Source organism: Vibrio neonatus (assembly GCF_024346975.1).
Taxonomy (GTDB): domain Bacteria; phylum Pseudomonadota; class Gammaproteobacteria; order Enterobacterales; family Vibrionaceae; genus Vibrio; species Vibrio neonatus.
Window position 1 is genome coordinate 999,010 of sequence record NZ_AP024886.1, and the last position, 26,678, is coordinate 1,025,687.

At 43.7% G+C, this 26,678-nt stretch carries 23 protein-coding genes; 9 read left to right on the forward strand and 14 right to left on the reverse strand.

The window, feature by feature from the left end; translation table 11 throughout:
- Positions 1-359 precede the first annotated feature (359 nt).
- The gene (locus tag OCU38_RS16635) at positions 360-1,688 is read right to left on the reverse strand and encodes a DEAD/DEAH box helicase (protein ID WP_261824577.1); all 1,329 of its coding nucleotides are present in this window, start codon (positions 1,686-1,688) and stop codon (positions 360-362) included.
- Positions 1,689-1,954: 266 nt separating this feature from the next.
- Between OCU38_RS16635 and OCU38_RS16640 the strand changes: the two genes are divergently transcribed.
- The gene (locus tag OCU38_RS16640; RefSeq protein ID WP_023403513.1) at positions 1,955-2,239 is read left to right on the forward strand and encodes an Lpp/OprI family alanine-zipper lipoprotein; all 285 of its coding nucleotides are present in this window, start codon (positions 1,955-1,957) and stop codon (positions 2,237-2,239) included.
- Positions 2,240-2,351: 112 nt separating this feature from the next.
- On the opposite strand, the gene OCU38_RS16645 is transcribed toward OCU38_RS16640, so the two are convergent.
- The 3 genes from OCU38_RS16645 to OCU38_RS16655 are packed head-to-tail and all read right to left on the reverse strand — an operon-like array spanning position 2,352 to position 5,748.
- Positions 2,352-3,269, reverse strand: a complete 918-nt coding sequence (locus OCU38_RS16645; protein WP_261824578.1) for a L,D-transpeptidase family protein — start codon at positions 3,267-3,269, stop codon at positions 2,352-2,354.
- 22 nt (positions 3,270-3,291) lie between these two features.
- Entirely contained in the window at positions 3,292-4,761 is a 1,470-nt protein-coding gene (phrB, locus tag OCU38_RS16650) for a deoxyribodipyrimidine photo-lyase (protein ID WP_261824579.1), read from the reverse strand.
- A 12-nt stretch (positions 4,762-4,773) separates the two neighbouring features.
- Positions 4,774-5,748 (reverse strand): YbgA family protein, encoded by a 975-nt coding sequence (locus OCU38_RS16655; protein WP_261824978.1) that lies wholly within the window; start codon positions 5,746-5,748, stop codon positions 4,774-4,776.
- Between the two features lie 157 nt (positions 5,749-5,905).
- Here OCU38_RS16655 and OCU38_RS16660 point away from each other — a divergent pair, with 157 nt between their 5' ends.
- A complete protein-coding gene (locus OCU38_RS16660; RefSeq protein ID WP_261824580.1) occupies positions 5,906-7,351 on the forward strand; it encodes a hypothetical protein in 1,446 nt (481 codons plus the stop codon).
- A gap of 27 nt (positions 7,352-7,378) precedes the next feature.
- On the opposite strand, the gene OCU38_RS16665 is transcribed toward OCU38_RS16660, so the two are convergent.
- Positions 7,379-8,233, reverse strand: a complete 855-nt coding sequence (locus tag OCU38_RS16665) for a DMT family transporter (protein ID WP_261824979.1) — start codon at positions 8,231-8,233, stop codon at positions 7,379-7,381.
- 291 nt (positions 8,234-8,524) lie between these two features.
- Between OCU38_RS16665 and OCU38_RS16670 the strand changes: the two genes are divergently transcribed.
- The 5 genes from OCU38_RS16670 to OCU38_RS16690 all read left to right on the forward strand — a co-directional run bounded on the left by OCU38_RS16670 (position 8,525) and on the right by OCU38_RS16690 (position 12,129).
- Positions 8,525-8,926: a DUF3302 domain-containing protein gene (locus tag OCU38_RS16670; protein WP_261824581.1), complete on the forward strand. Its 402-nt coding sequence runs from the start codon at positions 8,525-8,527 to the stop codon at positions 8,924-8,926.
- Positions 8,926-10,056: an HlyD family secretion protein gene (locus OCU38_RS16675; protein WP_261824582.1), complete on the forward strand. Its 1,131-nt coding sequence runs from the start codon at positions 8,926-8,928 to the stop codon at positions 10,054-10,056. The genes OCU38_RS16670 and OCU38_RS16675 overlap by 1 nt, the downstream gene beginning before the upstream one ends.
- A gap of 429 nt (positions 10,057-10,485) precedes the next feature.
- Positions 10,486-10,695, forward strand: coding sequence for a DUF3892 domain-containing protein (locus OCU38_RS16680; RefSeq protein ID WP_261824583.1), 210 nt, complete (start codon positions 10,486-10,488; stop codon positions 10,693-10,695).
- 12 nt (positions 10,696-10,707) lie between these two features.
- Entirely contained in the window at positions 10,708-11,124 is a 417-nt protein-coding gene (locus OCU38_RS16685) for a PD-(D/E)XK nuclease superfamily protein (RefSeq protein ID WP_261824584.1), read from the forward strand.
- Between the two features lie 138 nt (positions 11,125-11,262).
- Positions 11,263-12,129: an HNH endonuclease signature motif containing protein gene (locus OCU38_RS16690; protein WP_261824585.1), complete on the forward strand. Its 867-nt coding sequence runs from the start codon at positions 11,263-11,265 to the stop codon at positions 12,127-12,129.
- Between the two features lie 354 nt (positions 12,130-12,483).
- On the opposite strand, the gene OCU38_RS16695 is transcribed toward OCU38_RS16690, so the two are convergent.
- The 5 genes from OCU38_RS16695 to OCU38_RS16715 form a co-directional block, all read right to left on the reverse strand.
- Entirely contained in the window at positions 12,484-13,476 is a 993-nt protein-coding gene (locus tag OCU38_RS16695) for an Abi family protein (RefSeq protein WP_261824586.1), read from the reverse strand.
- A gap of 170 nt (positions 13,477-13,646) precedes the next feature.
- Positions 13,647-14,806 (reverse strand): IS3 family transposase gene (locus tag OCU38_RS16700; RefSeq protein WP_261824123.1). Its coding sequence is split into 2 segments (ribosomal slippage): positions 13,647-14,548 and positions 14,548-14,806, totalling 1,161 coding nucleotides; the frame shifts between segments, so codons are not numbered across the junction.
- Positions 14,807-15,070: 264 nt separating this feature from the next.
- The gene (locus OCU38_RS16705; RefSeq protein WP_261824587.1) at positions 15,071-16,255 is read right to left on the reverse strand and encodes an MFS transporter; all 1,185 of its coding nucleotides are present in this window, start codon (positions 16,253-16,255) and stop codon (positions 15,071-15,073) included.
- A complete protein-coding gene (locus tag OCU38_RS16710) occupies positions 16,252-18,177 on the reverse strand; it encodes a monovalent cation:proton antiporter-2 (CPA2) family protein (protein WP_261824588.1) in 1,926 nt (641 codons plus the stop codon). The genes OCU38_RS16705 and OCU38_RS16710 overlap by 4 nt, the downstream gene beginning before the upstream one ends.
- A complete protein-coding gene (locus OCU38_RS16715) occupies positions 18,177-18,875 on the reverse strand; it encodes an NAD(P)H-dependent oxidoreductase (protein WP_261824589.1) in 699 nt (232 codons plus the stop codon). Before OCU38_RS16715 ends, OCU38_RS16710 begins: the two co-directional genes overlap by 1 nt.
- A 339-nt stretch (positions 18,876-19,214) precedes the next feature.
- Between OCU38_RS16715 and nhaD the strand changes: the two genes are divergently transcribed.
- Together nhaD and OCU38_RS16725 are read left to right on the forward strand one after the other, a co-directional pair.
- Positions 19,215-20,627: a sodium:proton antiporter NhaD gene (gene nhaD / locus OCU38_RS16720; RefSeq protein ID WP_390625279.1), complete on the forward strand. Its 1,413-nt coding sequence runs from the start codon at positions 19,215-19,217 to the stop codon at positions 20,625-20,627.
- An 88-nt stretch (positions 20,628-20,715) separates the two neighbouring features.
- On the forward strand, positions 20,716-21,822 hold the full coding sequence (locus OCU38_RS16725; protein ID WP_261824590.1) for a M20/M25/M40 family metallo-hydrolase: 1,107 nt from the start codon (positions 20,716-20,718) through the stop codon (positions 21,820-21,822).
- A 73-nt stretch (positions 21,823-21,895) separates the two neighbouring features.
- Here the strand turns inward: OCU38_RS16725 and OCU38_RS16730 are convergent, their stop codons facing one another.
- The 4 genes from OCU38_RS16730 to OCU38_RS16745 form a co-directional block, all read right to left on the reverse strand.
- Positions 21,896-23,038: an ABC transporter ATP-binding protein gene (locus tag OCU38_RS16730; protein ID WP_261824591.1), complete on the reverse strand. Its 1,143-nt coding sequence runs from the start codon at positions 23,036-23,038 to the stop codon at positions 21,896-21,898.
- Positions 23,039-23,047: 9 nt separating this feature from the next.
- Positions 23,048-23,725, reverse strand: coding sequence for an HAD family hydrolase (locus OCU38_RS16735; protein ID WP_315972571.1), 678 nt, complete (start codon positions 23,723-23,725; stop codon positions 23,048-23,050).
- A 46-nt stretch (positions 23,726-23,771) separates the two neighbouring features.
- Positions 23,772-25,265 carry a CehA/McbA family metallohydrolase gene (locus tag OCU38_RS16740; RefSeq protein ID WP_261824593.1) on the reverse strand — a complete coding sequence of 498 codons (1,494 nt, stop codon included), beginning with the start codon at positions 25,263-25,265 and terminating at the stop codon, positions 23,772-23,774.
- Positions 25,266-25,391: 126 nt separating this feature from the next.
- A complete protein-coding gene (locus OCU38_RS16745) occupies positions 25,392-26,672 on the reverse strand; it encodes an extracellular solute-binding protein (RefSeq protein WP_261824594.1) in 1,281 nt (426 codons plus the stop codon).
- Between the last annotated feature and the right edge of the window lie 6 nt (positions 26,673-26,678).

Consider the following 26,678-nt stretch of genomic DNA (forward strand, 5'->3'; position numbering starts at 1 on the left):
AGGTATACTTAAATGGAGGCTGTTAAATACACTAGCCACACACTTAACAGTGAAATAATTACAATTAAAAACAAACACTTATAGCATTTTTAAGTTTTCACCCTTCAACAATCGCAAAGCTTAACAAGGAATAAATCATACAAATTCGCTCACATCTCATACAAATTTTTAGCGATAAAAAGCGCGGCGACTGCGCTTTACCCCGTCACCAAACTGTCATAAATAAAGATGAAAAAAATGAAATATTTCACTGTGCACAAAGCCGATCAAATTAAAGCGTGATGCGAAATAAGAATTTGGGCAAAAAAAAGCGAAGACCTAAGTCTTCGCGAGTATCTATTTGGCTAATTCAGTGTGAATTAATCATCATTCTTTGGTGGTGTTTTCTTTTTAGGTATAAATACCGCGTCACCTACTGCCACATTGGTGTGGAAGGTTTTATCACGCTTAACCGGTTTCTTAGCCACTTTTTTAGCCGCTGTCGGCTTATTATTGCTCTTGTTCACTTTACCGCGGAACGCCGGCTTCTTAGGTTTGATGCCTTTGAACTTACCTTTAAGCCCTTCCAAGACGTCAAATTTAAGATCTTGCTGTAAGAAGCTTTCTACGCGCTTAAAGCTGTCCCAATCTTTTGGCCCAACTAAAGACAAGGCAATGCCTTTATTACCTGCACGACCGGTACGACCGACGCGGTGCACATACTCTTCGGTATGTTTTGGCATATCAAAGTTAATCACGTGCGATACATTGGCAATATCGATGCCGCGCGAGGCGATATCTGTGGTCACCAAGATCTTAAATACGGTGCGCTCAAACTGACTCATAATGGTATTACGCTGAGTTTGAGTTAAACCGCCGCTTAATGCGACCGCTTTTAAATTCAGTTTGTTCAATTCAACAGTTAAACGTTCAGTATCTGAGCGCGTTGCCGTGAAAATCATAATCTGATTGTAATCAGCATCTGCGATGATGCGATGCAGTAATGCTTCTTTATGATCGAGGTGATCACAAAGATAAAATTTCTGGTCGATATCTGTATGGTGCGCGTTACCGCTATCAATCGAGATACGTTTTGGAGCGTTTAACATCTCCATTGCCATATCGTGCACTTCGGCGTGATCGAGCGTTGCAGAGAACATCAATGTTTGACGGCGGCGGTGCTTAGCTAGCTTGTGAATGCGCATCAGCTCAGGAGCAAAGCCCAAATCTAACATGCGGTCCGCTTCATCAAGCACTAAAGTGTCTAAACCGTCTAAGAATAGAGAGCGATGCTCAAGGTGATCGGCTAAACGTCCTGGCGTTGCCACGATAAAACGTGGGTATTTACGCAGTGCTTTCACTTGGTCGTTAAAGTTTTCACCACCAACAATTAAAGTCGCCGTGTAAGAAAGACCACCTAGCATAGTGCGAAGCTCGCCATAAACTTGACGTGCCAATTCACGCGTCGGCGCTAAAATCACGCCGCGAGGATCTTTGGCAGAGAAGGCTTTGCTTTTTAATGCTTTGTGCAGCATTGGCAAAACAAACGCTAAAGTCTTACCAGAACCGGTTTTAGACGAGGCAAGTAAATCCTTACCTGCAAGTGCTACAGGGATTGCCTGTTGCTGAATTTCGGTCGCATTCTTAAACGAATAGTGATCCAAATTCTTCATTAAACGATTGTCTAAACCTAATTCTCTAAACTTCAAAGTACTCTCCAAAAAACGGGATGATTTTGCTTTCTATCTGCGCAAAATGAGATGTAGAGAAAGCAACTTATACAAAAATCGGGCTAATAGTACCTTAGTTAACGACTCAGATCACAAAAATATCCGCTATTTGAGGGGCAATTGACGCAGGTTTTCGTGATAATTACCTAATTTCTATAAATTATTCGAACATACTTTATTCTACGTCTACACTATTTAAGCCATCAGAAATAAGTGGCATAACTAAAAGAAATCAGGGAGTTCGTATGAATAAAAAAATTATACTTGCAGCAGGAGTTAGCTCAGTATTATTGTTGGCAGGCTGTGCATCAGGTCCAGATGAGGCGACCAAAGCACAAATGGCTGATACTGATTCTAGAGTATCGCAACTAGAGCAAGATCTAGCAGCGCTAAAAGCTGAACATGAAAAAGACTCAGCAGAAAACAAAGCAGCCGCTATGCAAGCTAAAGAAGCCGCTATGGCTGCACAAGACGAATCAGCTCGTGCAAACGAACGCCTAGATAACGTCGCACAATCCTATACTAAGTAGTCTCCACTACTTCACTAAATTTTAAAGCCAGCTATTGCAGCTGGCTTTTTTGTTCGGCGCGTTTTATCAATAATAAGTTTAGAAAATAAATAGATTTAGAAAACAACCGCCATTAATGCGCACTGCCATCATGCACCATAATCGGCATACCGGTTTGAATTTGAATCACACCATTCACTTTGGAATAGGTTTCAGGATAATGCTCCAAGGTGCCGCTATCTAACCAGACTTGCAGCTCTAACGGCCAATCAAAGGTTTGCTTCATACCATCTCGCGCGGTTAACGGCTCGTGAGATTCAATAAAGACGCTGCTATCGGGTTCAACCGCCATTTTGATGGGCTGATTAACAATCTGCACTCTAGTGCCGCGCCCCACTCTTTCAAATAGCCACTTAATATCCTTTGGCTCCATACGAATACAGCCACTACTAACCCTAAGCCCTATGCCAAAATCCTTGTTAGTGCCGTGAATCAAATACTGCCCTGCTCCATAACGCAAGCGCATAGCGTATTCACCCAGCGGATTATCAGGTCCAGCGGGAACAACTTCAGGCAGTTCAATGCCGTCTTCTTCATAAGCCATGCGAATAGACTTTGGCGGCGTCCAAGTCGGCGCTTCTATCATAGAGCTAATAGAGGTGACCATTTGCGGGGTTTCGCGACCAATGCGACCAATTCCGACCGGAAATACATGCACATGCTCACCATCAGGATCAAAATAATAAAGGCGTAGCTCGGCAAGGTTTACCACTATTCCTTGTTGTTTTGCAGAGGGCAAAATAAAGCGATTAGGAATGGTTAATACCTCTCCTTCTTCAGGAAGAAAAGGGTCAACCCCACGGTTGGCCGCGATAAGACTAAGCAGACCAACATCATAATCTTTAGCAAGCAGTGCGAACGTCTCTCCCGCCTTTACTTGGTGACGCTGTAATTTACCCGCCACATGACTGCCATCCACAGGTAACCGATAGGTTGCGGCCAGTACGCTTGGGCTCAACAAGGATACAGACATTACCAATGGCAACCACATGCCTAAACACTTAATCCAAAACCTAACATTCACTATTCTTCGCTTCCTTATACATCTGTAGCGCTCTTTGCCGCTGCTTTTTATGATCAACGATAGGATCAGGATAGTCTAAACTGGCAAATTCCTCCCATAACCAAGGCGAATGAATGTATTTATCTGGCACAGATTGCAGCTCAGGAAGCCACTGTTTTACAAACTCACCTTGCGGATCAAACTTTTTGCCTTGAGAAATAGGATTAAAAATCCGAAAGTAAGGTTGTGCGTCACAGCCGGTAGATGCCGACCACTGCCAACCGCCATTGTTGGCGGCAAAGTCACCATCGACTAACTGGCTCATAAAATAGCGCTCGCCAAAACGCCAATCTAGTAATAGATCTTTGCTTAAAAAGCTCGCCACTATCATTCGCAGTCGGTTGTGCATCCAGCCCGTCTGGTTTAACTGCTTCATGGCCGCATCCACAATAGGATAACCCGTTGTACCTTGTTGCCAACTTTTAAGATGCTCAATGTCACCTTGCCAGCGAATATTGTTACACCACGCTACAAAGTTTGCGCCTTTGCATAGCTTAGGTTGGAAATAAATAAGGTGTTGATAAAACTCACGCCATATCAGCTCGCTCAGCCAAGTCTGCTCACCCTCACTTAACTGTTGAGGGTGGCGACCATTAAGTAAACGAGCGATGCATTGGCGAACCGATAACATGCCTAGAGCAAGGTAAGGTGAAAGCTGACTGGTGCCTTTTATTGATGGCACATCTCTGTTGTCATGATAATTATTGGCTTTTTGAAAAGAAAATAGGCGCAGTTGGTTAATGATGGATTGAGTGTCAACCTGCCAATTTTCGGTAGCGTTGTTGTGGGTAGTATTGTTATGAACAACTTGAGAATCATCGATATTGGAAGGTAATTCCAAGGCTTGTCTGGCATCAAATAATCCATTTGTCGCCAGAGCAACCGGTTTACGCACCACTAACTGCGCGGGATCAAAACGCTGCAACCAACTATTTTTAAACGGAGTGAATACTTTAAAGTAACTGCCCTGCTTATTTAAGATGCTTCCCGGCGCAAACACACACTTATCTGCACAGAGCGTAAAGCCAATGTTGTCGGATTCAAGCCTGCTTTTAACTTGTTCATCCCGCTGTTGTTCGTTGAATTCATAATCGCTATTCGCAAACACATGTTCTATCGACATACGCTCACATAGCTGCGCTATTAAAGAGCCACAATCTTGATAGCTATCTACGACTTCAATGTGCAGCGGCACCTTTAACTCAGCTAATTCGCGAGTTAATGCCTGTAAACGGCGGAAAATCAGTTGTTGCTGCATTGCCGAAACCGCATGCTCTTGCCACTGTTTCTGCGTCACTGTAAACAGCGCAATCAGGCCTTTATTTGCACCGCTGGATTGTTCAACCTTATCCATAGCGCGAATCAGCGCCGTGTTATCTATCGTTCTAAGATCGCGGCGCAACCAGACTAAAGCTCGCATTAAACCTCCCCCTTATAGGCTGTAACGCAAACGCAATTCTTGAGGATGCGGCGCTAAAAATTTTTGACTCTGCAAATAAGCATCTGGATACAAAGTTAAATAATGTCTGATCAGCGTAAGTGGGCTTAATAGTGGCAACAAGCCCTGACGATACTCATCAATAACCGCGCGCAATTCTTGTCTCTCTTGCGCTGACAGCGATTTTTTAAAGTACCCTTGAATGTGCATCAGAACATTGGCGTTATTTTTTCGACTCGCTCTATTGGTCAAAGCTTGCATGAATTTCAGGCGATAGAGCTGATAAAATTCTTGATTATCATAATCAGCTACCCTAGCCACTAACTGCCCAAGCGCTTTATATGACATTGGATCATGCGCCATCAAAGTCAGCTTATATCGAGAATGGAACGCCACTATTTTTCCAGATGTTGGCGCATCGCCTAAGCAGTCGTAGAAATCTTTTAGACTGAAGATTCGTGAAATGAAATTCTCTTTTAAAACAGGATCGTTTAAACGCCCATCTTCTTCCACCGGCAACCATGGCATTTTTTTCATTAACACATCGGTATATAGCCCAACACCTTCATTGCTTGCACCCGCTTTGGTGTACACTTTGACTCGCTCCATGCCACATGTGGGCGACTTTGCGCAAACAATGTAGCCACACAGCTCAGCTTGAGTCAGCTCTTCCACTTTGTGCTGTGAGTAATGGGTCATTTTTTCAGTGTGATCGATGGATTGATCTTTAGTTTCAACCAAAGCAATACGCTCTTCATTAGAAACTAAACGTATGGTCGGACGTGGCACCGTCATGCCCACTCCTACTTCTGGGCAAACAGAAATAAACTCAAAAAACGGCGCTAACTCTTTGGTGACAAATTTACTGGTTTTACTTCCGCTATCAAAACGCACTTTCTCGCCGATGACGCAGGCGCTAATGCCAATTTGAATAGAGCGATTTGATTCGTAGTCCGTGTGAGCATTCATCATGTTTCTATCCTTAAATGACGTTAAATCGGTGTTGTGAATCCATCTTTAAAATGTACGCAAAACAAGCAACAAGCGATCATATTTATATTTAAAAAGTGTTTATTGTGTTAATTTTAGATAGAATCAAAGTTCTAATCACAATGAACAAATAGACGTGCCTGAGAAAATCACCCAACACATCATCGAGCTTAATTTTTGCAAAAATCCATTATGTGCAGACTTTGGTTCATTAAATGCGGCGAATTATTCAATTCTCAGCGAACGAAAAAATCCACAGATTGCCTGTGCCAGTTGTCACAACATCTCTCCAATTATTTGGCCCGACGAACTGCAAAGCGAGCTAAGTTCACAACGTGAATATTTGCAAGCTAGCCTCACCGCATGTAACAACAAAGCGTGCGACAATTTGGGCTACAACGTGCAGCTTTATCCAGAGAAGTACTACTCATTTGGCTTTAGTGGCGATAAACAGCGATACCGTTGTAAGAGTTGTCAAAAGACCATCGTTGATCGATTTTCTGTAGCGAATCCCAATTTAAAAACGCACGTCACTATTTTGGCGCTGTTATTAACCGGATTTAGCTTGAAAGAAATCGCCATAAAATTGCAGATGCAAGCCAAAACCTTGAACGATCACATCAAAACCATGGCTGCAATTTGTCGCCATAAGTCGTCGGTTTTTGATCATCATTGGCAAAATCAATCACAGCAGTATTTATTAGGTAGCGACTATCACTACCTGCAACCCAATAGCGATAATGGCGTGCTTTGGGTGTGTACTCTCGATTTAAACTCTCACTATGTGGTGCATCAATCGGTCAATTTAAGTGAACAACCCAATTTATCTGGCAATCGCATCATTGCGAAAGAATACCTTGCCAGTATCAATACGCCGCAGTCAGAGCCTGCCAGCAATAAACTGGCTGACATCATTATGGCCCGCTTAAATGATCATCGAGCCAGAAGCCATCGCAATAACCCACTGCACAATAAAACCCAGCTCAATTACCCCGTTAAAACATCATTGGTGACGCCGATATACTGCGTAACTGCGCATTATCATCAGATAAATCAGTGGTTTCAGGAGATGAATAAGCTAACGCTGAGTCTCGCTTTTGAACCTATGCTCGCAGAAGCGGCAATCACCAGTTTTAATGGCATGCGTCAAAAGCAATCACTGGATCTGCTTTACCAAATTGATGATCCGGCATGGATAGAAGGAAGATTGGGCAGTAAACCGCAGCCCTTAATTTTTGCGCACAACAAGGTGACTTGGTCGTTGTCAGAACAAAAACACATTCGAGCAAACACTGAGCAGCGCGCTATCTGTCAAATCATCGAAAGTAATTTGACGCAAAAACAGGCTCACCAACTGCCTAAACACACGCCTATCAACAATTACATGGAGCGTTTCCATGTCATGTTCAAAAGCAGCGTCAATGAACCTCGGCGTAAGCGTCGCCCAGAAGGATTATTGCCTTTGTTAGATATCTATAAAGCGTGGAATAACCTGTGCCATCAGAACAATCCGGGAGAAACTCCCGCTGTTAATGCTGGGATATCTGAGAAGCCGTTATCGTTGGATCAATTGTTGCGATAGTTTGTCTTTCTTAAGACTCAGAGCGATTTACCCCATCAACAGCATTGCCACACCCAAAATAGCCACCAGCGTGCCAAATATTGAACGTCCAGAGAGACTTAAACCTTTTATCTTATAGATCAACAACATAAACAATGGACTGGCCGCAATTAAGGTTTGCGCAATGGCAGGGTTTGCGTATTTCAAGGCCACTTGTTGTAACCACAAGGCGAGAAATGTACCGACTGTAATCGCGGCTAGCAGATAATATCGGTCTGTTTTAGCCATCTTTTTTGCCGAACTCAACAAATGCGTAAACGGCTTAGGCTGAAAAAATGGAATGATCATCGCCACGGCCAACACGCCAATAGACAAACGCAACAGCGCGCCTAGCAGCGGATTGATATCCCCTGCCACCAAAGCAAAGTGTGAAATCACCACCCCGCTGGCTTGGCAAACACTGGCTAACAAACCATACGCTATACCTGATTTAGAATGTGCGTTATTGCCTGATGATGAGGGCTGTATCACGACAAATACCACCGCTATCGTGGTGACAAATATCCCCATCCAATTGAGCATACTAAGTCCTAACCCTAGAAAGATTAGCGCAAATACACCCGATAATGGCGGCGCAAGAGACTCGAGCAGTAAGGTATTATTAGGCCCAATTCTCTTTAATGCGGCAAAATAAGCACTGTCACCAATCGCAATACCAATGACACCAGAAAGCCCCAAAATAAGCGCGTGTTGGCTAGAGATCTCTATGTGTGGCACAGGCAATAATGGTAGCACTAACAGCATCATTGCGGAGCCCACTACACCTTTAATAATATTGAGCTGTAGCGCACTAAAGCGGTGACTAAATTGACCGTATATCCATGTCGCAATCGCCCACACCATAGCCGCACTCACCGCAGCGATTTCGCCTACAAAACCCACATCAAACCCTTAATTTGTAATAGTAAAATAGCGGCGATTCAAAACGCCCTAAACGCTCATTTAACAACACCCGTGACCGCTTGTTGAACACTAACTGCAACAGAAGTGAGTTACAAATCAGCAATTGTTAATTACATTTAACAAGCCACACCCTAAATAAAATCTCTTATAATCAATAAAGTAGTTGTATTCGCCAAAATAAAAGTTAAAAATATTACAACAATATCAGAACAAGCATTACAAGGATGAAACATGCTTCTCGATTACGTTGCTTTAGGATTATTAGTTTTCGTTGCTCTTGTCCTTTTCTATGGGGTGATAGTCATTCACGATATCCCCTATGAAATCGCCAAAAAACGAAATCACCCTCACCAAGATGCCATTCACGTAACTGGCTGGATCAGCCTGTTAACCCTACACGTTATTTGGCCGTTTCTCTGGATATGGGCCACCTTATGGCGCGAAGACCGTGGATGGGGAATGACGCAAATCAAACAAGAACAATCTGATTTACATCATGATATTACCCAGCTAAATCAGCAACTTCATGAACTCACCCAGCAAGTCGCCGAACTACAAAATCTCCAACAGCAACAACAGCAATCTCAAACTACGCCTAATCGACCCCCTCAATCTACTGAAGGAGATGCGTAATGGATCTACTACTGATACTGACCTACACCGCATTTTGTGTCGCAATATTTAAAATATTCAAAATCCCATTGAACAAATGGAGTGTCCCTACCGCTGTGTTAGGTGGCGTGATTTTGATTGGCACCTTAATACTACTGATGAACTACAACCATCCATTTACGCAAATTGGTCGCCAAGTTTACAACACCACACCGATAGTGCCGACGGTGAAAGGTCGAGTTGTTGAAGTCAATGTCAAACCCGATACATTTATTGTAAAGGGTGAGCCCTTGTTCACAATTGAATCTGAACCTTATGAAGCGGAGTTGATGAGCAAACAGGCCGATTTAGCCGCCGCAATACAAGCTGTTTATCAATTAGAATCGGATTACAAAGCCGCGCAAGCAGAAGTGATCAGAGCCATCGCTGAGCGTGACCGTATTCGACAAGAGTTTAATCGTTACTATTCGGGCTACAAAAAAGGCGCGTTTACCGCTCAACAAGTAGACACACGTCGCCAAAACTTAAAAGGTGCACAAGCCGATTTAGAAGCAAAAATCGCTATGGAAAACAGTGCTCGTGTCGCATTTGAATCTGAAATAGAGGGTGAAAACACCACAGTTGCTCGCTTGCAAGCTCAAGTTCGACAAGCCGAATTTAACCTTGATGAAACAGTGATCAGAGCCCCTACTAACGGCTTTGTCACGCAACTTATCTTACGTCCGGGACAAATGGTGGTACCTCTGCCACTGGCACCTTCAATGGTATTTATCCACGCTGAAGAGTTTTATTACGCTGGAGCATTTCGCCAGAATTCATTGCAACGCCTAGAGCCGGGATTTGAAGCTGAGTTCATGTTCCCAAGCTTACCGGGCAGAGTCTTCTCTGGCGAAGTGGTCAACGTCATTCCCGCCATGGCCGAAGGTGAAATCCAAGCGTCAGGCAGATTGTTAGGCACACAATCACTGAATGTACCTGGCCGAGCACTGGTAAAACTAAGACTTCACGATGACATATCCCAATACCGACTGCCATTAGGTGCCTCTGTAGAAGTTGCCGTTTATTCTGATAGTTTCCACCACGTCTCTATCATGCGTAAAATCTTGATTCGCATGAAGAGCTGGCAGAACTACCTGTATTTGGATCACTAATCATCCATTGATTCGATGTATTAAAAACCCCGCTACAGAGGGATCTGTAGCGGGGTTTTCTGATCTATTGGCTGTTGTGGTTGGAATGGAGATTAAAACAATTGGTTTAACGTAGAGCTACTAATCGTCGTTGAACATTTGGGTTTAAAACTCGGCAATAAAGATTAGAACTATGATAATAAAGCTCGAAGCTTTTCGATGATTTTGTCCCAAAGCTTGGTGTCACAAGCCCACAAATGACCCATCAGTTGTAATGATAGATACGCAGGAAAATTTTTTTCTTTGCAAAATTCAAGACCTGACCCCATTGACACACGTTAGTTTAAATTCGCACTAAAAAATAATATGCATCTGCTTGAATTCATCTCAATAAGGTACCATTTCAACTGTGAGACTAAGAGTCTTATTGTGGGAATAATAGAGGTATCTATGGCTAAGAATATTCGTGGAAATAATGATGGCACAAATGGTGAAAACGATTCATACACGATACCGGGGCGTGGTGCAGTTGATCGACAAACTTTGGTTAACGAAACTCGAAATGGCAATCACCCCAATCATCATGTTGTAAGGATCAACGGTGAGGATTACGTGAGAGCTAATCCAGACGCGAAAAACTCAAACAACATCAATAAATAGATTGGAGGGATTATGGCTCGAGCTGATTTACTATCAGATATAACGAATATTGTGGAGAGCTACGGCTTTTTACAATCAAATGACCAAACCCCATTTACCTATCAGCGCTCTGTTCGCTACCCAAGCTTAATCGATGAAAAAAATGATACTGCGCACTTTGTTTTGCATACAACAACAGAGCGTATTCAGATCACGGTTAAGTGGCAAGAAGTTGGCGGAACTGCGATTGAAAAATTGGGGTATACAGTTTTAGACGCTGGTCGCACCGCCTATGACCGATATTGGGTCGTGTGTGGTGGCGATGAATTAGTCACTAGAGCAATAGATTTTTTAAATGGACAAGTTGCTCAAGCACCAAAACTCTTTGCTATGGAAGTTCATACATTGGAAGAATTATTGTCTGATATAACCACTGGTGAGTTAGCGTAGACTGTAATGTTTAAGCTACAAAGCGTTCAATTTGGACAAAAAACGCTAGGTTTTTTGACTTGAAGTCAAGTTTAATGCCATCGTTTTTTGTCCATTAATACGACGTTATATTTTCATTTGAATTAGTTAGGTGCAGATGTGGCTAAATCTAGAAAAAAACTTGACCCTAAAATTAAGCAAAAAGTTTTAGATGAGTGTGGAAATAAATGCGCAAATCCAGGTTGTTCCAATTTGAGATCTCACATTCACCATATCGAGCATTGGGCAATTTATGAGTCTAATGATGAAAAGATTTTAATACCTGTTTGTCCTTCTTGTCATGATGCTATTCACTACGGAAGCATTAAAATAGATGATAAAAAACTATATGAATGGAAAAACATTGATCGTCCCTTACAATCAGGAAGATCTCATATTTACATAGAGCCTTCTCGAAATATTAAGCTTTTAACAGGTACAATTGCTCTATCAACTAAAAATAGAAAAGTTACGATTTTCAAACTATCAGAAAATAATAAATTAAGTTTTAAAATCCTTGATGGTGAAATTTCTTTAATAAATTTGAAGATATCAAACCTAAAAAACAAAGAAGTATTAAAAGTTTCAGATAATCACGTTAAAGTTCATGATTTAGAAAGTATTACCTTTAAGCAGGTCCCTGGCCACATAATTGCTTCGACAAAGAATGCAGAGCAATACATAGATTCATATTTGTTAGAAAAAATGAAAATAGAGCAACCAGATTACCATGTAAATTCAGAACTAATTCTTCTTGAATTAGAGGTTATGAAACCTGGACTAGTTAAAGTTATGGGGTGTTGGGCTGATGATGAGAAAGCAGTAATAATAACTAATAAATCGCTGTCTTTTTTGAGTCATGATTTACAGCAACCACTAAGCATGGTCGGTGATGGTGAGAACTCTGTACTCATGTATACAGGTTCCGTAGATTGTTCGCTATTTGGATTTAAAAAAGATTCAAGTAATAGTGCGTTAAAAATATAACAAATAAAGATAGATGTCACTCAGCCGACATCTTATCTCATTGTTGAGTAAGCTCGGTGCTACTTTACTATGTAACTTGTAGGATGGATTTTGAAGCAGACTTCATCGACAGTCTACGATCCATATATTAGGGAGCGCGTCAGGGAGCCATAAGTCAGGATACTGTGGAATGGTCTCGCCACACCTTAGCCATCGCGGTGTTTAGGCTTTATTAGCTCTTAGAAAAGCGAAAAGCACCCCGCAGGGTGCTTTCTAGAATGCTCAAGTTAGAGATATTGGCGAGAATTTTATTACCAACACTGTAGCCTAACGAGCTAGTGACTAAATTATGGTATAAAGCTACTGTAGTGTCAACTATACAACTCCAGGGAGTATAGTAACTATGCCTCGCTTGCCAATAACCTCATGTACCTTTGAACTTTTTACTATACCATTAAAACGTCTTTTCGCTTGTGCGGGTGTTAGTATATTGCTGTATGAAAGAGATTTGTATACATCTAGAGCTTCAATACTTGTAAGCCAATCAAAATGTGATTTGTAATGGGAGTCCAAATAATCGTTCTTTCTATCTTCGGATACCCAGCCTAGTATCCGGCACAATCGCTCATTTAAAGTCTTCATTCGCTGAATACTCTCTTCTGGTGTTGATGCCGCAGGATAGATTTCTTGGTTGGTTCTGTAGTGTTTGATCTGAGTGAACTTCCAAATAGGTTCGTGGTGAGCAATTCGGTTTCTTAGTTCATTGACCTGACTCAACCGCATTAAAAAGTCTTCTAGTGCGTTTTGAGACCAGTAAGTAGAATGGAGGGCGAAGTGCCCTTTAAGCCCTTTGAATAGTGCGCTTTGCCAATCTATTGAGTTGTTCGACGAAGTATCATTAATTAAAAACCCCCAGAAACCAAAACTTTGTGCCGCGATTACTTTTCCTGGTGTTGGTGCCGGATTTTTCGCTATTAATTGATTTCGATTTCTTCTTCCGCGACCTCGTGATTGAAAATGGGTGACTTTTCGAATCATATCCACTGTCTTAGGCTTTAATTGACCTAGGGTAATCAGGTGCTCATACCAATCATTATCGAATGCATGCCCTTGCTGTCGGTGCGCATTGAATTGGTGAGACAGCTCCCTATGAATAGTATTGCGAAGAGCTACTTCAAAGATACTAATTAATTTGAAAAAGGAAGCAGAAAGAGCGTCATTCCACAAATACAGCCCTAAGCACTCTTCATCTGAGTTCAGATGAAAGTAGCTACGGTAACTATTGAGACGATCGGAAGAGATCGTGTTAATGGTTTCAGTAATATTGTTAGGCTTCATATGCTTGAGGGTAGAAAAAGAAAAGTGCATTGTAAAGTGGATTTACGTGCGCGTCTAAATGCATTTACAAGCATTTAATATGGCTTCCCAACGCATGGCATTTTTCATTCCATCGTTAGGTATCATGGTACCGTTACCCACCTTAATGCCGCGTTAGCGGTCACGGAACTTACGAAGCTCAAAGTGATAGTATGTAGTGGTCAACAAATACCGGACACTATTTTAAGCCGATTTTCGGCAGTAACCGGCGAAACCCCATCATTTGCTTGATGTGGCCGCTGTCGATTGTAATAGTTCATCAGGTAATAGCTGATGTCTTTTTGGGCTTGGTTTTGGTTCATGTAACCAGTTGCCGGAATCCATTCTGTTTTCAGGCTTCTAAATAACCTTTCCATCGGCGCATTGTCCCAACAGTTTCCACGTCGGCTCATGCTTTGAGCCATTCGATATCGCCAGAGTCTTTGACGGAACTTGCGACTCCCGTATTGAACCCCTTGATCTGAGTGGAACATAACACCATCTGGTCGCCCTCGCTGTTCCCAAGCCATATCTAAAGCTTTAGTTGTTAGAGCCGAATCGGGTTTGTTGGATAGAGCCCAGCCAACAACTCGACGGCTATAAAGGTCTAGAACAACTGCCAAATATACCCATCTTGAGCCTGACCAAATATAAGTAATATCACCACACCAAACTTGATTTGGAATGGTTACCGAGAATTCTCTTTTCAACAAATTCGGGATGTCTGGACGTTCTGTTTTAGCCGATTTATATCGATGGGAGCCGGGTTGTTTACTTGCTAAACAGGCCTCATGCATTAACTTCCGTACTTTAAATCGGCCAATTTTGATGCCTTCTGAGCGAAGCATAGACACAATCGTGCGACTTCCAGCAGAGCCACGACTAATGTTAAAAAGCTCTCTTATCCTGCTAGCAAGCCGAACACGATTAGCATCGGGTTTACGCTGTTTAAACTCGTAATAGCAAGATGTAGCTACATCAAAAAGCTCACACAACAACTTGACTGATTCATGCTCCCTTAAGTGATCAATCAACGAGAGCGTTCGAGCTCGTCCGACATTAAGAGAGCTGTGGCCTTTTTTAATATCGACTTTTCCCTCTCAAGTCGATTAATCCGGGCTTCTAATTCTTGGATTTTTATCTGCTCCGAAGTAAGCGCTTTGGCCGTTGGGGTAATACCACCTCGCTCGATCTTAAGCTGTTCGATCCAGCGCCGTAAAACTGTTTCACCAACATCCATTGAGCGTGCTGCTTCGGGAACAGAGTAACCTTGATCAAGAACCAAGCATGCTGCATCCATTTTGAACTCAGAAGAAAATGTACGTCGTTGTCGTTTTGTCATTGAACACCTCATTAATTGTGGTGACTTTATCACCTAATTGGGTGTCCGGGATCATTAAACCACTACAATATAGTATCACTTTAGTATTCTTTTGGAGCGACAACTATGAAAGTTGAACTGGTAAGTTCTTGTTAAGCAAGCAATAGGTAAAGTAAGCAGCTATCAAACACACGACAGTATCTTTTCTAGCAATACGTCTATATTCAATGCTCCCCCGCCTAGGGGGAGCGACTACAACTTCAAGGCATCATAACCTTCTATAAATTAAGCCTTACCCCAGTGAAGAAACCTCACTTCATTTCCCTCTGTCGGATGCGCAGGAATATTCAAAGACAACAACAAAGAAACCCCTGCCATTACTGCGCCAATTACAAAGACCAACGATGGTGAGGTCAGCCAAATGATGCCAAAGGTTACTGGAATGACAACCGCTGCAATGTGATTAATGGTGAAGCTTACCCCTGCCGTTGATGCCATATCTGCGGGATCAGCAATTTTCTGGAAATAGGTTTTGATGGCTAATGCTAATGCAAAGAAAAGGTGGTCAACCACGTACAAGGCAGCAGCCCAGTGTGCTGATTTTACGACTGCGTAGCCAATGAAGACGCAAATCAAACCAAAATATTCAAACATCATGGATTTTCGCTCGCCAATTTTGCCAATCAAACGACCAATTTTCTTGGCGAACAAGAAATTAAACGTGTAGTTGATCAAAAACAGCAGGGCAATATCTGCGGCCGAATAGCCGAATTTCTCGACCATTAAAAAGCCTGCAAATACAGTAAAGATTTGGCGACGTGCACCGCTCATAAAGGTCAAAGCATAGTACAGCCAGTAGCGTTTTCTTAAAATTAGCTTTTTGTTTTGCACAGTGTCGGTATTAAATTGAGGGAAACAAAATGTCATTACCGCCACTAATACAATGGTCGTGCCACCAGTAATCGCGTACACCACGGAATAATCCAGTTTGAGCACCTGCAACATTACCCACAATGCGCCGTAAGTAACCAGTGAGGCTAACGCTCCGATGGATATCATCTTGCCGAGCATTTCTGGCGCTTCTTCTTTTGATAACCATTGCAATGACAGAGATTGCTTTAAGGTTTCAAAGTAATGGAAGCCACTCGACATTAATAATGTGGTTAGCAATAGCCCTGTTAAACTTGGGTAAAATCCTGTCAAAAGCGTGCCTAATCCAAGCATCACTAATGCCACTAGCATGAATTTTTGCTCACGAATAAACAACAGCACAAATACAACACTAAAGGCTAAAAAACCCGGGATCTCACGAACACTTTGTAGCAAACCAATATCTGCACCATTAAAATGGGCTTTTTCAATCACAAAGTTATTTAACAGTGCCATCCAGCTTGAAAATGCCACTGGCACAATGATGGAAATTAGAATTAAGAAATTCTTTGGTGTTTGCCACGATTTGTTATTTATCACTCAAGCTTATCCTCAAATTGGTCTGCATAGCCTTTTGGTGGTGGCGTCCACCCTCTTTCAGCGCGTGAATCACCGTCATGACGATCTGAACCCATGGCATCACGTATTTTATCTTCAAGCTCAATAAACAGCTTAATGAAGTTATTGTCGTAACGCTCACCCTCAGAATCATCCAACCAAGCATTATATAATTCATCTGAGCTCTGTTTCTCTACGTAAATATAAGAATGACGTTGTTGTTCTATTTGAAAAGGATGAAACCCCATACAACGTAACGCGACGGTGCCTACCTCTAGTGCAGAATGGAAGGTTTCACTTTCGATATGATGAGCACCCGCTTGACGCAGTTGATAAAAGTGTCCTCGGTCAAAGGCTCGGGCAATGACTTTAACTTGCGGGTAGGTGTGCCGAACGTACTTCACCAATTGTACTGACGACTCTTGATTATCAATGGCAACCACTAGCGCTCTGGCCTGCTCTATGCCTGCGGTGTGCAATAGATCTGGTTTAGTGGCATCGCCAAAGAAGGTTTTGGTGCCAATTTTGCGCAAATTACTGACCTGCGTGGCCTGATGATCCAGCACCACAGTCTCTACGCCATTATTTACTAGCAGTCGGTTCACTATCTGTCCGAAGCGCCCTACCCCTGCAATAATTACTTTGCCTTGCTCATCAATCACGTCTTGTTCGCCTTGATTGGTTTGCTTTTCAAATCTAGGCACAATAATTTTTTCATAGACAATGAATAAGCCGGGCGTAAAGAACATCGACAGCGCCACAACCAAGGACAAGGTACTCGCAATATCACTAGGCAGTACATTGTTTTGCACGGTAAAGCTAAGCAGTACAAACCCAAACTCCCCTGCTTGCGCAAGGCTTAGTGCAAACAGCCAGCGATTAACCCCTTTTATTTTAAAGACCACCGCGAGACACCATAAAACAACGCCTTTAAGCAGCATTAAGCCTAATGTGAGGCCAAGAATAAGAGCAAAATCATCAAACAAAATACCAAAGTTGATGCCCGCGCCAACGGTAATAAAAAACAGCCCTAACAATAAGCCTTTAAACGGCTCGATATTGGATTCTAATTCATGCCTAAACTCACTGTTTGCCAATACTACCCCAGCTAAAAATGTGCCTAGTGCAGGTGATAAACCGACTAATCCCATAAGCGCGGCAATACCAATCACTAGCATCAGTGCTGTTGCGGTAAAAATCTCTCGCAAACCGGATGAAGCCACAAAACGAAACAGTGGACGGCTAACAAAGTGCCCTCCTACAACGACCGCCACAATAGAAGCGGTGATCACTAACCCATACGCCCAGCCCGGAAGTCCGGCAACTAAACTCAGTTCAGGGTGATGGTTTGCACTTTCGACCACTGCTGACTGAGCGGCAGTGATCAACTCAGGTAAGGCAAGCAATGGAATAAACGCCAACATAGGAATCACGGCGATATCTTGAAATAGCAATACCGAGAAAGCGTTTTGTCCGCCTTGAGTTTTGCTCAATCCCTTTTCGCTAAAGGTTTGCAGCACAATGGCGGTAGATGAGAGGCAGAAGATAAGACCGATCGCCAGCGCAATCGACCATTGCACCTCTAGCATCAACGCGATAGCCATTACTATGCCCGCAGTGCCCGCCACTTGAATCCCGCCAAGCCCCACTAGGCGATTGCGCATGTTCCACAGCATCTTAGGTTCTAGCTCTAGCCCGACCAAAAACAGCATCATAACGACGCCAAATTCCGCAAAGTGCTGAATAGTTGCCGTCTCCGCGCCCACCAAACCGGTAATAGGCCCAATTACGACCCCTGCAATTAAATAACCTAATACCGAACCTAGACCAAGACGCTTTGCAATCGGCACTGCAATAACTGCCGCAATTAAATAGATAAATGCCTGTAAGAAATATCCAGTCATTACGCCTCTCCCTTTGTTTGTGGATCTGCATCAACGCTAGATAACAATGCTGATTCTAATAACAACGCCGAATCTAAATGCCCACTTAATTGAGGTAACCGACCCGCTTTTTCAAGATCCACCCTATCTTCAACGATGGCATTTAGTAGTAATTGCCACTGCTGTAAATGCTCACTCACCCGCCCTTCTTCAACTGCGGTTCTTGCGCCAAATAATACAAACGGCGCCCAATACTGCATGCCGATTAATGAGGCGGTTTGCTCTATAGGGTGCAACAGTTCTCGAATGGTGTAATGGTTGTAGCCATCGCATTGATACGCTTGTTCTTTACCGCCTGCGGTGATGGCGCACAACAAACGCTTACCGTGTAACGCAGTCCCTTTAGGGCCGTAGGCAAAATTGTATTCTAAAACTAAATCTTGCCACTCTTTAAGAATTGAGGGGGTTGAATACCAATATAAAGGGAACTGAAAGATCACCACATCATGCTCTCGCAGTCGCTGTTGTTCTCGCTCAATGTCGATGTCGTATTTGGGATAGTCTCGATATAAATCAACGCACGTCACGCCAGTAATGGTGTTAGCAAGCTTAAACAATTCGGCATTCACTTCTGAGCGCGCTTGCGAAGGATGCGCAAATAGCAATAAAACGCGCTGTTTGGGCGTTACTGCACTATGACTATTGACTGGTTGATTCATAAAATCCCTTATTCTTTATCCATTCAAATCACTGAAATAAAACACAAATATTTTTCAATAAACTGCACTTAGCATCAATCGAAGCAACACTTAGCATTAACCAAATAAAAACCAAAGGTTAACCAAGTTATTTCATTTGAGTTTGTAAAAAGTGATCCACCGCAAGCTATTGTTTTGATTTCAGGTTTAGGCTATGTGAAACTTGTTGCTTTTGTTAATTACTGTTACACGTGACCATTACAGCATAGTCAAACAAAAGCCACTATCGATACTGATTTATTATCCGCAAGGTATTGTCTGCAAGGAGCCGCAGTGAAGTCTTATTCGTCCATATTATTTCTGGCATTTCTATCCCTATTCTTTTCTCCATTAAGCATTGCAGCCACCGGCCATAGCGCGCCCGATCTTACTCAATCTGGCGTCGGCTATCTGGCACTGTTCATTTTTGCCATTGCTTATTGTTTGGTGATGGGAGAAGAGGTGCTAAAGCTGAGGAAATCAAAGCCAGTGTTAATGGCGGCGGGACTGATTTGGATCTTAATTGGCTTCACTTTTTTAAGGCTTGGTGAGATTGATGTTGCCAAGAGCGCACTTGACCACAATTTATTAGAGTATTCCGAACTGCTGCTGTTTTTACTGGTCGCCATGACCTACATCAGCGCAATGGAAGAGCGCCGTCTGTTTGACTCACTGCAATCATGGATGGTCAGCAAAGGCTTTAACTTACGTTCCCTATTTTGGCTGACCGGGATCTTATCCTTCTTTATCTCGCCGATTGCCGATAACCTCACCACCGCGCTGTTAATGTGCGCTGTGGTCATGAAAGTGGGCGGTACTAACTATAAATTTATCAATATCGCCTGCGTTAATATCGTGATTGCCGCCAATGCCGGCGGTGCATTTAGCCCCTTTGGCGATATTACGACGCTGATGGTATGGCAGGCAGGCCACGTCAACTTTGAACAGTTCTTAACCTTATTTGTGCCCTCAGTGGTGAACTACATCATCCCTGCGGTCATCATGTCTTTATTTGTACCGACTACTCAGCCCGATACTGTGCATGAGCATGTGGAGCTAAAACGTGGCGCGCGCCGCATCGTGGGCTTGTTTATTTTAACCATTGCCACTGCGGTTGCCTTTCACGGATTATTCCACTTCCCTCCTGTTATTGGCATGATGATGGGACTGGCCTATTTGCAATTTTTTGGCTTTTTCTTACGCAAAACTCTGCCAAGTTCACTGGCGAAGAAAAGAGCATTAGCAGAAGCTCGCCATGATGAAGCGGCACTACAACGTTTAGGTTCAGTAGTACCATTTGATGTATTTCGACGCGTCTCGCACGCTGAGTGGGATACGCTGCTCTTCTTCTACGGCGTAGTGATGTGTGTGGGTGGGTTGAGCTTGCTAGGCTATTTAGGGCTAGTTTCTGAAATCATGTATACCCAGTGGGACCCTATTTGGGCGAACGTGATGGTTGGCGTGTTATCCGCCATTGTCGATAACATTCCGGTGATGTTTGCCATATTAACCATGCAACCAGAGCTTTCTATGGGTAACTGGTTGTTAGTAACCTTAACCGCAGGTGTGGGAGGAAGTTTGCTCTCCATCGGCTCTGCGGCGGGGGTGGCATTAATGGGCGCCGCGCACGGCAAATATACTTTCTTTGGTCATTTAAAGTGGATGCCCGTAATTGCCTTAGGTTACGCTGCTAGCATCGTCACACATTTATGGATTAACGGGCATCTGTTTTAAAATCGGAATTGAAATTGATCTAAATCAAGAATGAGCGCTACGCAATATGGGTAACTAGGCGCTCATGAATAGATATAGAAGTAATTCAATGACACAAGTAGATCAAAACCGTTTAGTAGATAACTTTCTGCATTTAGTAAAAATTGATAGTGAATCAGGTAACGAAAAAGAAGTTGCCCTTGATATTGAATCACAACTGCAAGGGTTGGGATTTTGCGTAGAGCGCCTTGCCGTGCCTGAAACGCTATCCAATGGCTTCAACATTTATGCAAAATTACCGGGCACACTAGACGGCAGCATCGTACTTAGCTGTCATATGGATACGGTTACTCCAGGTAACGGTATTCAGCCAATCATTGAAGATGGCATCATTCGCTCAAATGGCGAAACCATTTTAGGTGGTGACGATAAATCTGGCATTGCCGCTATTTTAGAAGCAGTGAAAACTCTGCAAGAGAATAACCTTGCGCATAAAACCATTGAAATCGCATTCACTGTGTATGAAGAAGGCGGCCTGCGCGGCTCACAAGAATTTGATTGCGCTAAGATTGAATCAGAAGTGGGCATCGTTTTAGATTCAGGCGGCCCTATTGGCACTATCATTGCTGTTGCCCCGGGTCAGCAAAACTTAAAAGTGACCATTACAGGTAAACCGGCTCACGCAGGGCTTGCGCCAGAGCAAGGCATCAATGCGCTCACTGTTGCCTCTGATGCTATCAGCAACATGAACCTCTCTCGCATCGATGAAGAAACCACGGCTAACATCGGCGTAGTCTCTGGCGGACAGGCGACCAACATCGTAATGCCAAGCCTATACCTAGAAGCAGAAGCACGCTCTTTGGATGAAGGTAAACTGGCGCAGCAAGTATCGCACATGGTCGAGACTTTTGAAGCGGCAGCAACTAAGCATGGCGCAAAAATTGATATCGTTTCTAGTCGCGCCTACAACCCGTTCCAAATCCCTGAATCGCACCCGCATATTCAGTCGGTCAAAGAAGTGTTCACTCAACTGGACATTGAGCCTATCGTAACTTCTACAGGCGGCGGTAGTGATGCGAATATCTTTGCAGAGAAAGGCTTAACCATTGTTAACCTATCTACGGGTATGGCAAAAGTGCACACCACCGAAGAGTATATTGCTATTGAAGACATGCGTAAGATTTCGCAGTTCTTAATGGCGTATTTAACCAAATAAAAGCATTTAGCCAAATAAAAACAGAGTAATAGGGCTCACCTAGGCGCATTTAAGCGTAGGTGAGCCATACAAGCTAATCTGCATTCAAAGCTAGACTTTGCTCGGTATGTAAATCAAATAAATGACACTGAGCAGTATTAAAATGCAATAAGGCTTCATCGCCACTTTTAGCAATGTGCTGACCATCAAACGGCACGCGCGCCACCAACTTGTCGTCACCTACCGTGAAGTACAAATACAGCTCGTTACCCATAGATTCCACCACATCGACTGGATGCGTTTGCGTATTAACGGCTACGGCTAAATCATTGTCTTGATGCGCCAATTGAATATGCTCTGGACGCACGCCAAACCACACCCACTGACCGATTTTATCTCGCGCGATAGCTTGCTTATCTTGCGGTAATTGCCAACAAACCCCACTTTCAGACTCGACGCTCATCACCCCATCAATCTCAACAATTTTGCTTTTTATTAGGTTCATAGCAGGCGAGCCAATAAAGCCTGCCACAAACTTATTCGCCGGGTATTGATACAGGTTCATCGGCGTATCCACCTGCATGATTTTTCCTTGATTTAACACGCAAATACGGTCACCGAGCGTCATCGCTTCCACCTGATCATGGGTCACATAGATCATGGTGGCATTTTGCCCTTCTCGTTTTAAATCACTGTGCAGCTGTGAAATGCTCACTCGCGTAGACACGCGTAATTTAGCATCTAGATTGGATAATGGCTCATCAAACAAAAATACATCCGGCTTGCGCACCATAGCGCGTCCTAGTGCTACGCGCTGTCTTTGCCCGCCGGACATTTCGCCGGGTTTATTATCCAATAAATGTTCAATATCTAAGGTTTTAGCCGCCACTGCGATACGCTCTTGTATCTCGTCTTTAGGCAGTTTTTGCTGTTTTAAGCCAAACGCCATATTGTCGTAAACGGACATGTGCGGATACAGCGCATAGTTTTGGAACACCATAGAGATGCCGCGATCTTTTGGAGGCAAATCATTAACGCGCTTATCACCAATATAAATATCGCCGCCTGAAATATCTTCCAGCCCTGCAATCATGCGTAAAGTGGTGGATTTGGCACAGCCAGACGGGCCAACAAACACCATAAACTCGCCTTCACGAATATTAAGGTTGATGCCGTGTACCGCTTTAAAGCCATTTGGGTAAGTTTTCTCTACCCCTTTTAGTGTTACTTCAGCCATGGTTTACCCTTACATCAATTCGTTAAATTCGGTCGGGTTAAAATCCGCCACCGAAGCAATCACAATATCAGCCATCGGCTCTAGCTCATGTTGCTGCGCCGTACCGGTTAATACACCGACGTTTTTTGCGCCCGCATTGCGACCAAATTCCATGTCCGATACCGTATCGCCAAACATAATCACTTCGTGAGGCTTTATTCCACACTGCTCGCAAAACGCATTGAGCAGTGCTGGAGCAGGTTTTGGTTCAATATCACCATCGGAATAGCCGACATAGTCAAACAGACCCTCTAATCCCGATTGCTGTAAGGTATAAAGAGTGGAATCTTTAGTGTCTGCTGTGGCAACGCCGAGGAGCATACCTTGCTGTTTTAACTGGCTCAGCTTGTCACCAATGCCCGGCAAAGCCTCGATCCACTGCGGATTTTGTTCCACTTGCTCATTAAACGCCAGTTTCGTGATTTGGGTAAATTCTACTAACGTCACTTTCGGTTTCAGCAGTTCAAACCACACTAGCGCGGTATCTTCCACAGGATTTGACGCCAATAATCCATAGTTATCAACCACATCCCCTTCAACGCCAATCGCTAATAAAAGCTCACTACTGGTCACATTTGAGTTGGCATTGTGCTGTTCGCTATACGCTTTAACTTGCTCACAGGCGGCGCGCGCAACATTGAGCCACATGTTATGAAATTCGAGTAAGGTACCGTCTTTGTCAAATAACAGTGCTTTATACTTCGTCACTATTTATTCGCTCCATTAGTTCTCCCCAAGTATCGACTAGGGGTTGGTTAAATTGTGGTTTTGAGCCATCAAATACTGCGTTAATGCATCCTTCAAACTCATTTTGTTCAGCGGCGATGTTCCCGCTATCAGGCATATGTCCGCGCCGAATATCGACGCGGCACCAAGCGTACCCTTGGGCAATACGTACCGCTTGCGGCTGCTCGCTCAGCGCAATACGCGCTACGACAGCACCATCGACAATACATTCTGCGTAATAGGGATGATGGCTATCGGTCACCGATAACTGATAAGTTAACTCCTGCCCTTTTGAGTCTTGTCCCGGCTGTAACTCTGTCGCGCTATCATCCGAGTAAATAGCAAACTGCAAACCGCAGCGACGCTCTATATAAACCTGTCCGTTTCTAAGCCCTGACAATATCCCTTCACCACTTAAACCGTGGCTATACACAAAGGTAGAAGGATCGCCATATAGCGAAGGCTCACTGGCTTTTGGATTACGCTCATAAGGCTGTAAATGACCATCACTGCCGCCCACGGCAGTAATTCGATGGCCGCAATTCCACATTTGCGTGAGTACCAGTAGCGCATCGTCGGTCGCTTTGGCCGAGGTAGACCAAGTGGGATCGCAACACACTTCAAAGGTAGAGACTTGTGCTAGGGCAATATCTTGATACTGCCAATGCCAAGGCTTCATCATCGGATGATTTAGACTTATCGAGCTATGGCCTTGGGTAGCGATATCTAAACCCGCCTGTATGGTGGCAACACTGCTGTGTTCAATCGCTCTTAAATCCAATGAGCTAGTCGGCCCATGCACATTGAAATGCCCTAGATCGGTAGTGACTTCGATTGCAGGTAAAAAGAGACACTGCTTTGATATAGGCAGTTTCGGCTGACAAATGTTGTGCTCAGTGAAAAAGAAAAAATCAAGATCTTGCGCTTCGACGATATTGTTCGCCGCTTGCAAGCTATTGTGCCCATCTGAAAGTTGACTATGGGCATGCAAATCGCCCCGATACCAACGTGACTCAGTACAAAGCAGATTTGAATAATCAAATTCAATGCCATGCGCTGGAGTTACGACTGAAGTGAGCTGTAAATGCTCGGCGTAGTCTTGCACTTCATCAACATAGATATTTTGTTCTTGACTGAAACACTGCACCGCCACCTGATATTGCATGCCGCGCTCACCGCGAAATTCGCCCTCTAAGTTATACAATTCCAAATACCATTCGCCTGCGCTGATCTCACCATCAATTGCGCCGAAACCTGAGTTTTGGGATTGGATAAGCAAAGATTTGTGCGACTTTTCAAACAACACTTTGCCACGAAAAGCGTGCTTTGCATCGTAAACCGCAGCGTATAAGAATCCCTTAGTCACCGTGGTACCGGTAATTCTTACCAAATCAGTGTCAACAGGCACGTCAAAAAGCATGCGCTGTCTGCCAAATGTGACTTCACCTGTAAATAAGGTCATTATGTTCACCACGTTCATCTGGGGTAAAAGGGATAATTAAAAATGGCCCACCCTAAAGTGGACCACTTCTGTATGCTAAATCTATGTGCTTGAAACGTTAGACGCACATAGATAATTAAGCCGTGACTAAGAGCGGTTGGCTCTATCTAGTGCACGTTGTGCTCTCTTAGCCGCTTGCTGCAGTGCTTTTTCCGCAGGCACGTTTTGGATTTGCACCTGATCGGCGGCCAACTTCAATGCGTCCATGATCTGGCCGTTGGTTGGGTCTAAGAAGTCTTTAGTTGCCGTGTTCGCCTGCTTCAAAGGAATCAAAGCTTGCGGGTTTTGCTGAGTAAACTCTTGGTATTCTGATACTTCAGAAACGCTGTTACGCACTGGAATGTAACCAGTGAACATTGACCAAGCCGCCGTGTTTTTCGCATTGGTGTAGAACTCAACAAATTCAAACGCCCCTTTGGCAGCAGCGTCGTCAGTGCCTTTTGGCATTACGTACACCAAAGCACCTGCTTGTGGCGCAGCTGGATGTGAACCCCAACCTGGCTGAGTTGTTGCGCTGAGCTTAGTAAAATCAAGGTCACCCTGATCGCCTGATGAACCGGTATAACCCAGAGCTTTGTCTTTCATGACGTCATCAATGGTTTTGTACCAGTATTCCCAGCCTTGACCGCCGTAATGAATGCGCATGATTTGATCGTCATGAATCCATTTGCGGAAGCTATCCCACACTTCAACCCACTGCGCTGAATCAATCAGCACGGTTTTGCCGTCGTCACTGATGATTTTCGCGCCATTTGAAAATGCAGCATCAATTAAGTTATCAGCGCCCCACATTGGCTCCCAGCCGTAAAACGTCACGTCACCTTTCGCATCGCGTTGGGTGACTTTTTCTGCCACTTTTGCCACGCCCTGCCACGTGCTGAGATTTTTTTCAGTAAAACCATTATCAGCCAATACTTGCTTGTTGTAGTAAAACACTTGCGTAGTGCCGTATGCAGGCAAACCAATCACAGAGCCATCTTCTGCGGTAACTTGATCTTTAAATGCGCCAATGAAGTCAGAAAAATTAAATTCCGCGTCCATAAAGCTGGTCAAATCACGGCTCAAACCACGGTTATGCATTGCCACCGCGCGACCTGAATCTAGCAGAACCAACTCTGGCGCCGTTTTAGAGGCTAAACCTGCTTGTAGTTTTTGGTACGTTTCTGAATAGTTACCCTGCAACGCCCCTTTGACCACATACTGGTCTTGACTGGCATTAAACTCTGCAATTAACTCATTCATCATCTTCTGTGGTTTAGTACCACCTGAGTACCAGAAGTTAACTTCTGTAGCAGCCAGAACATTGCTAGAAAACATTGCAACGGTTGCTGCGCTTGCGCACACAAGTGCTAAGGTTTTTAGTTTCATTTCTAT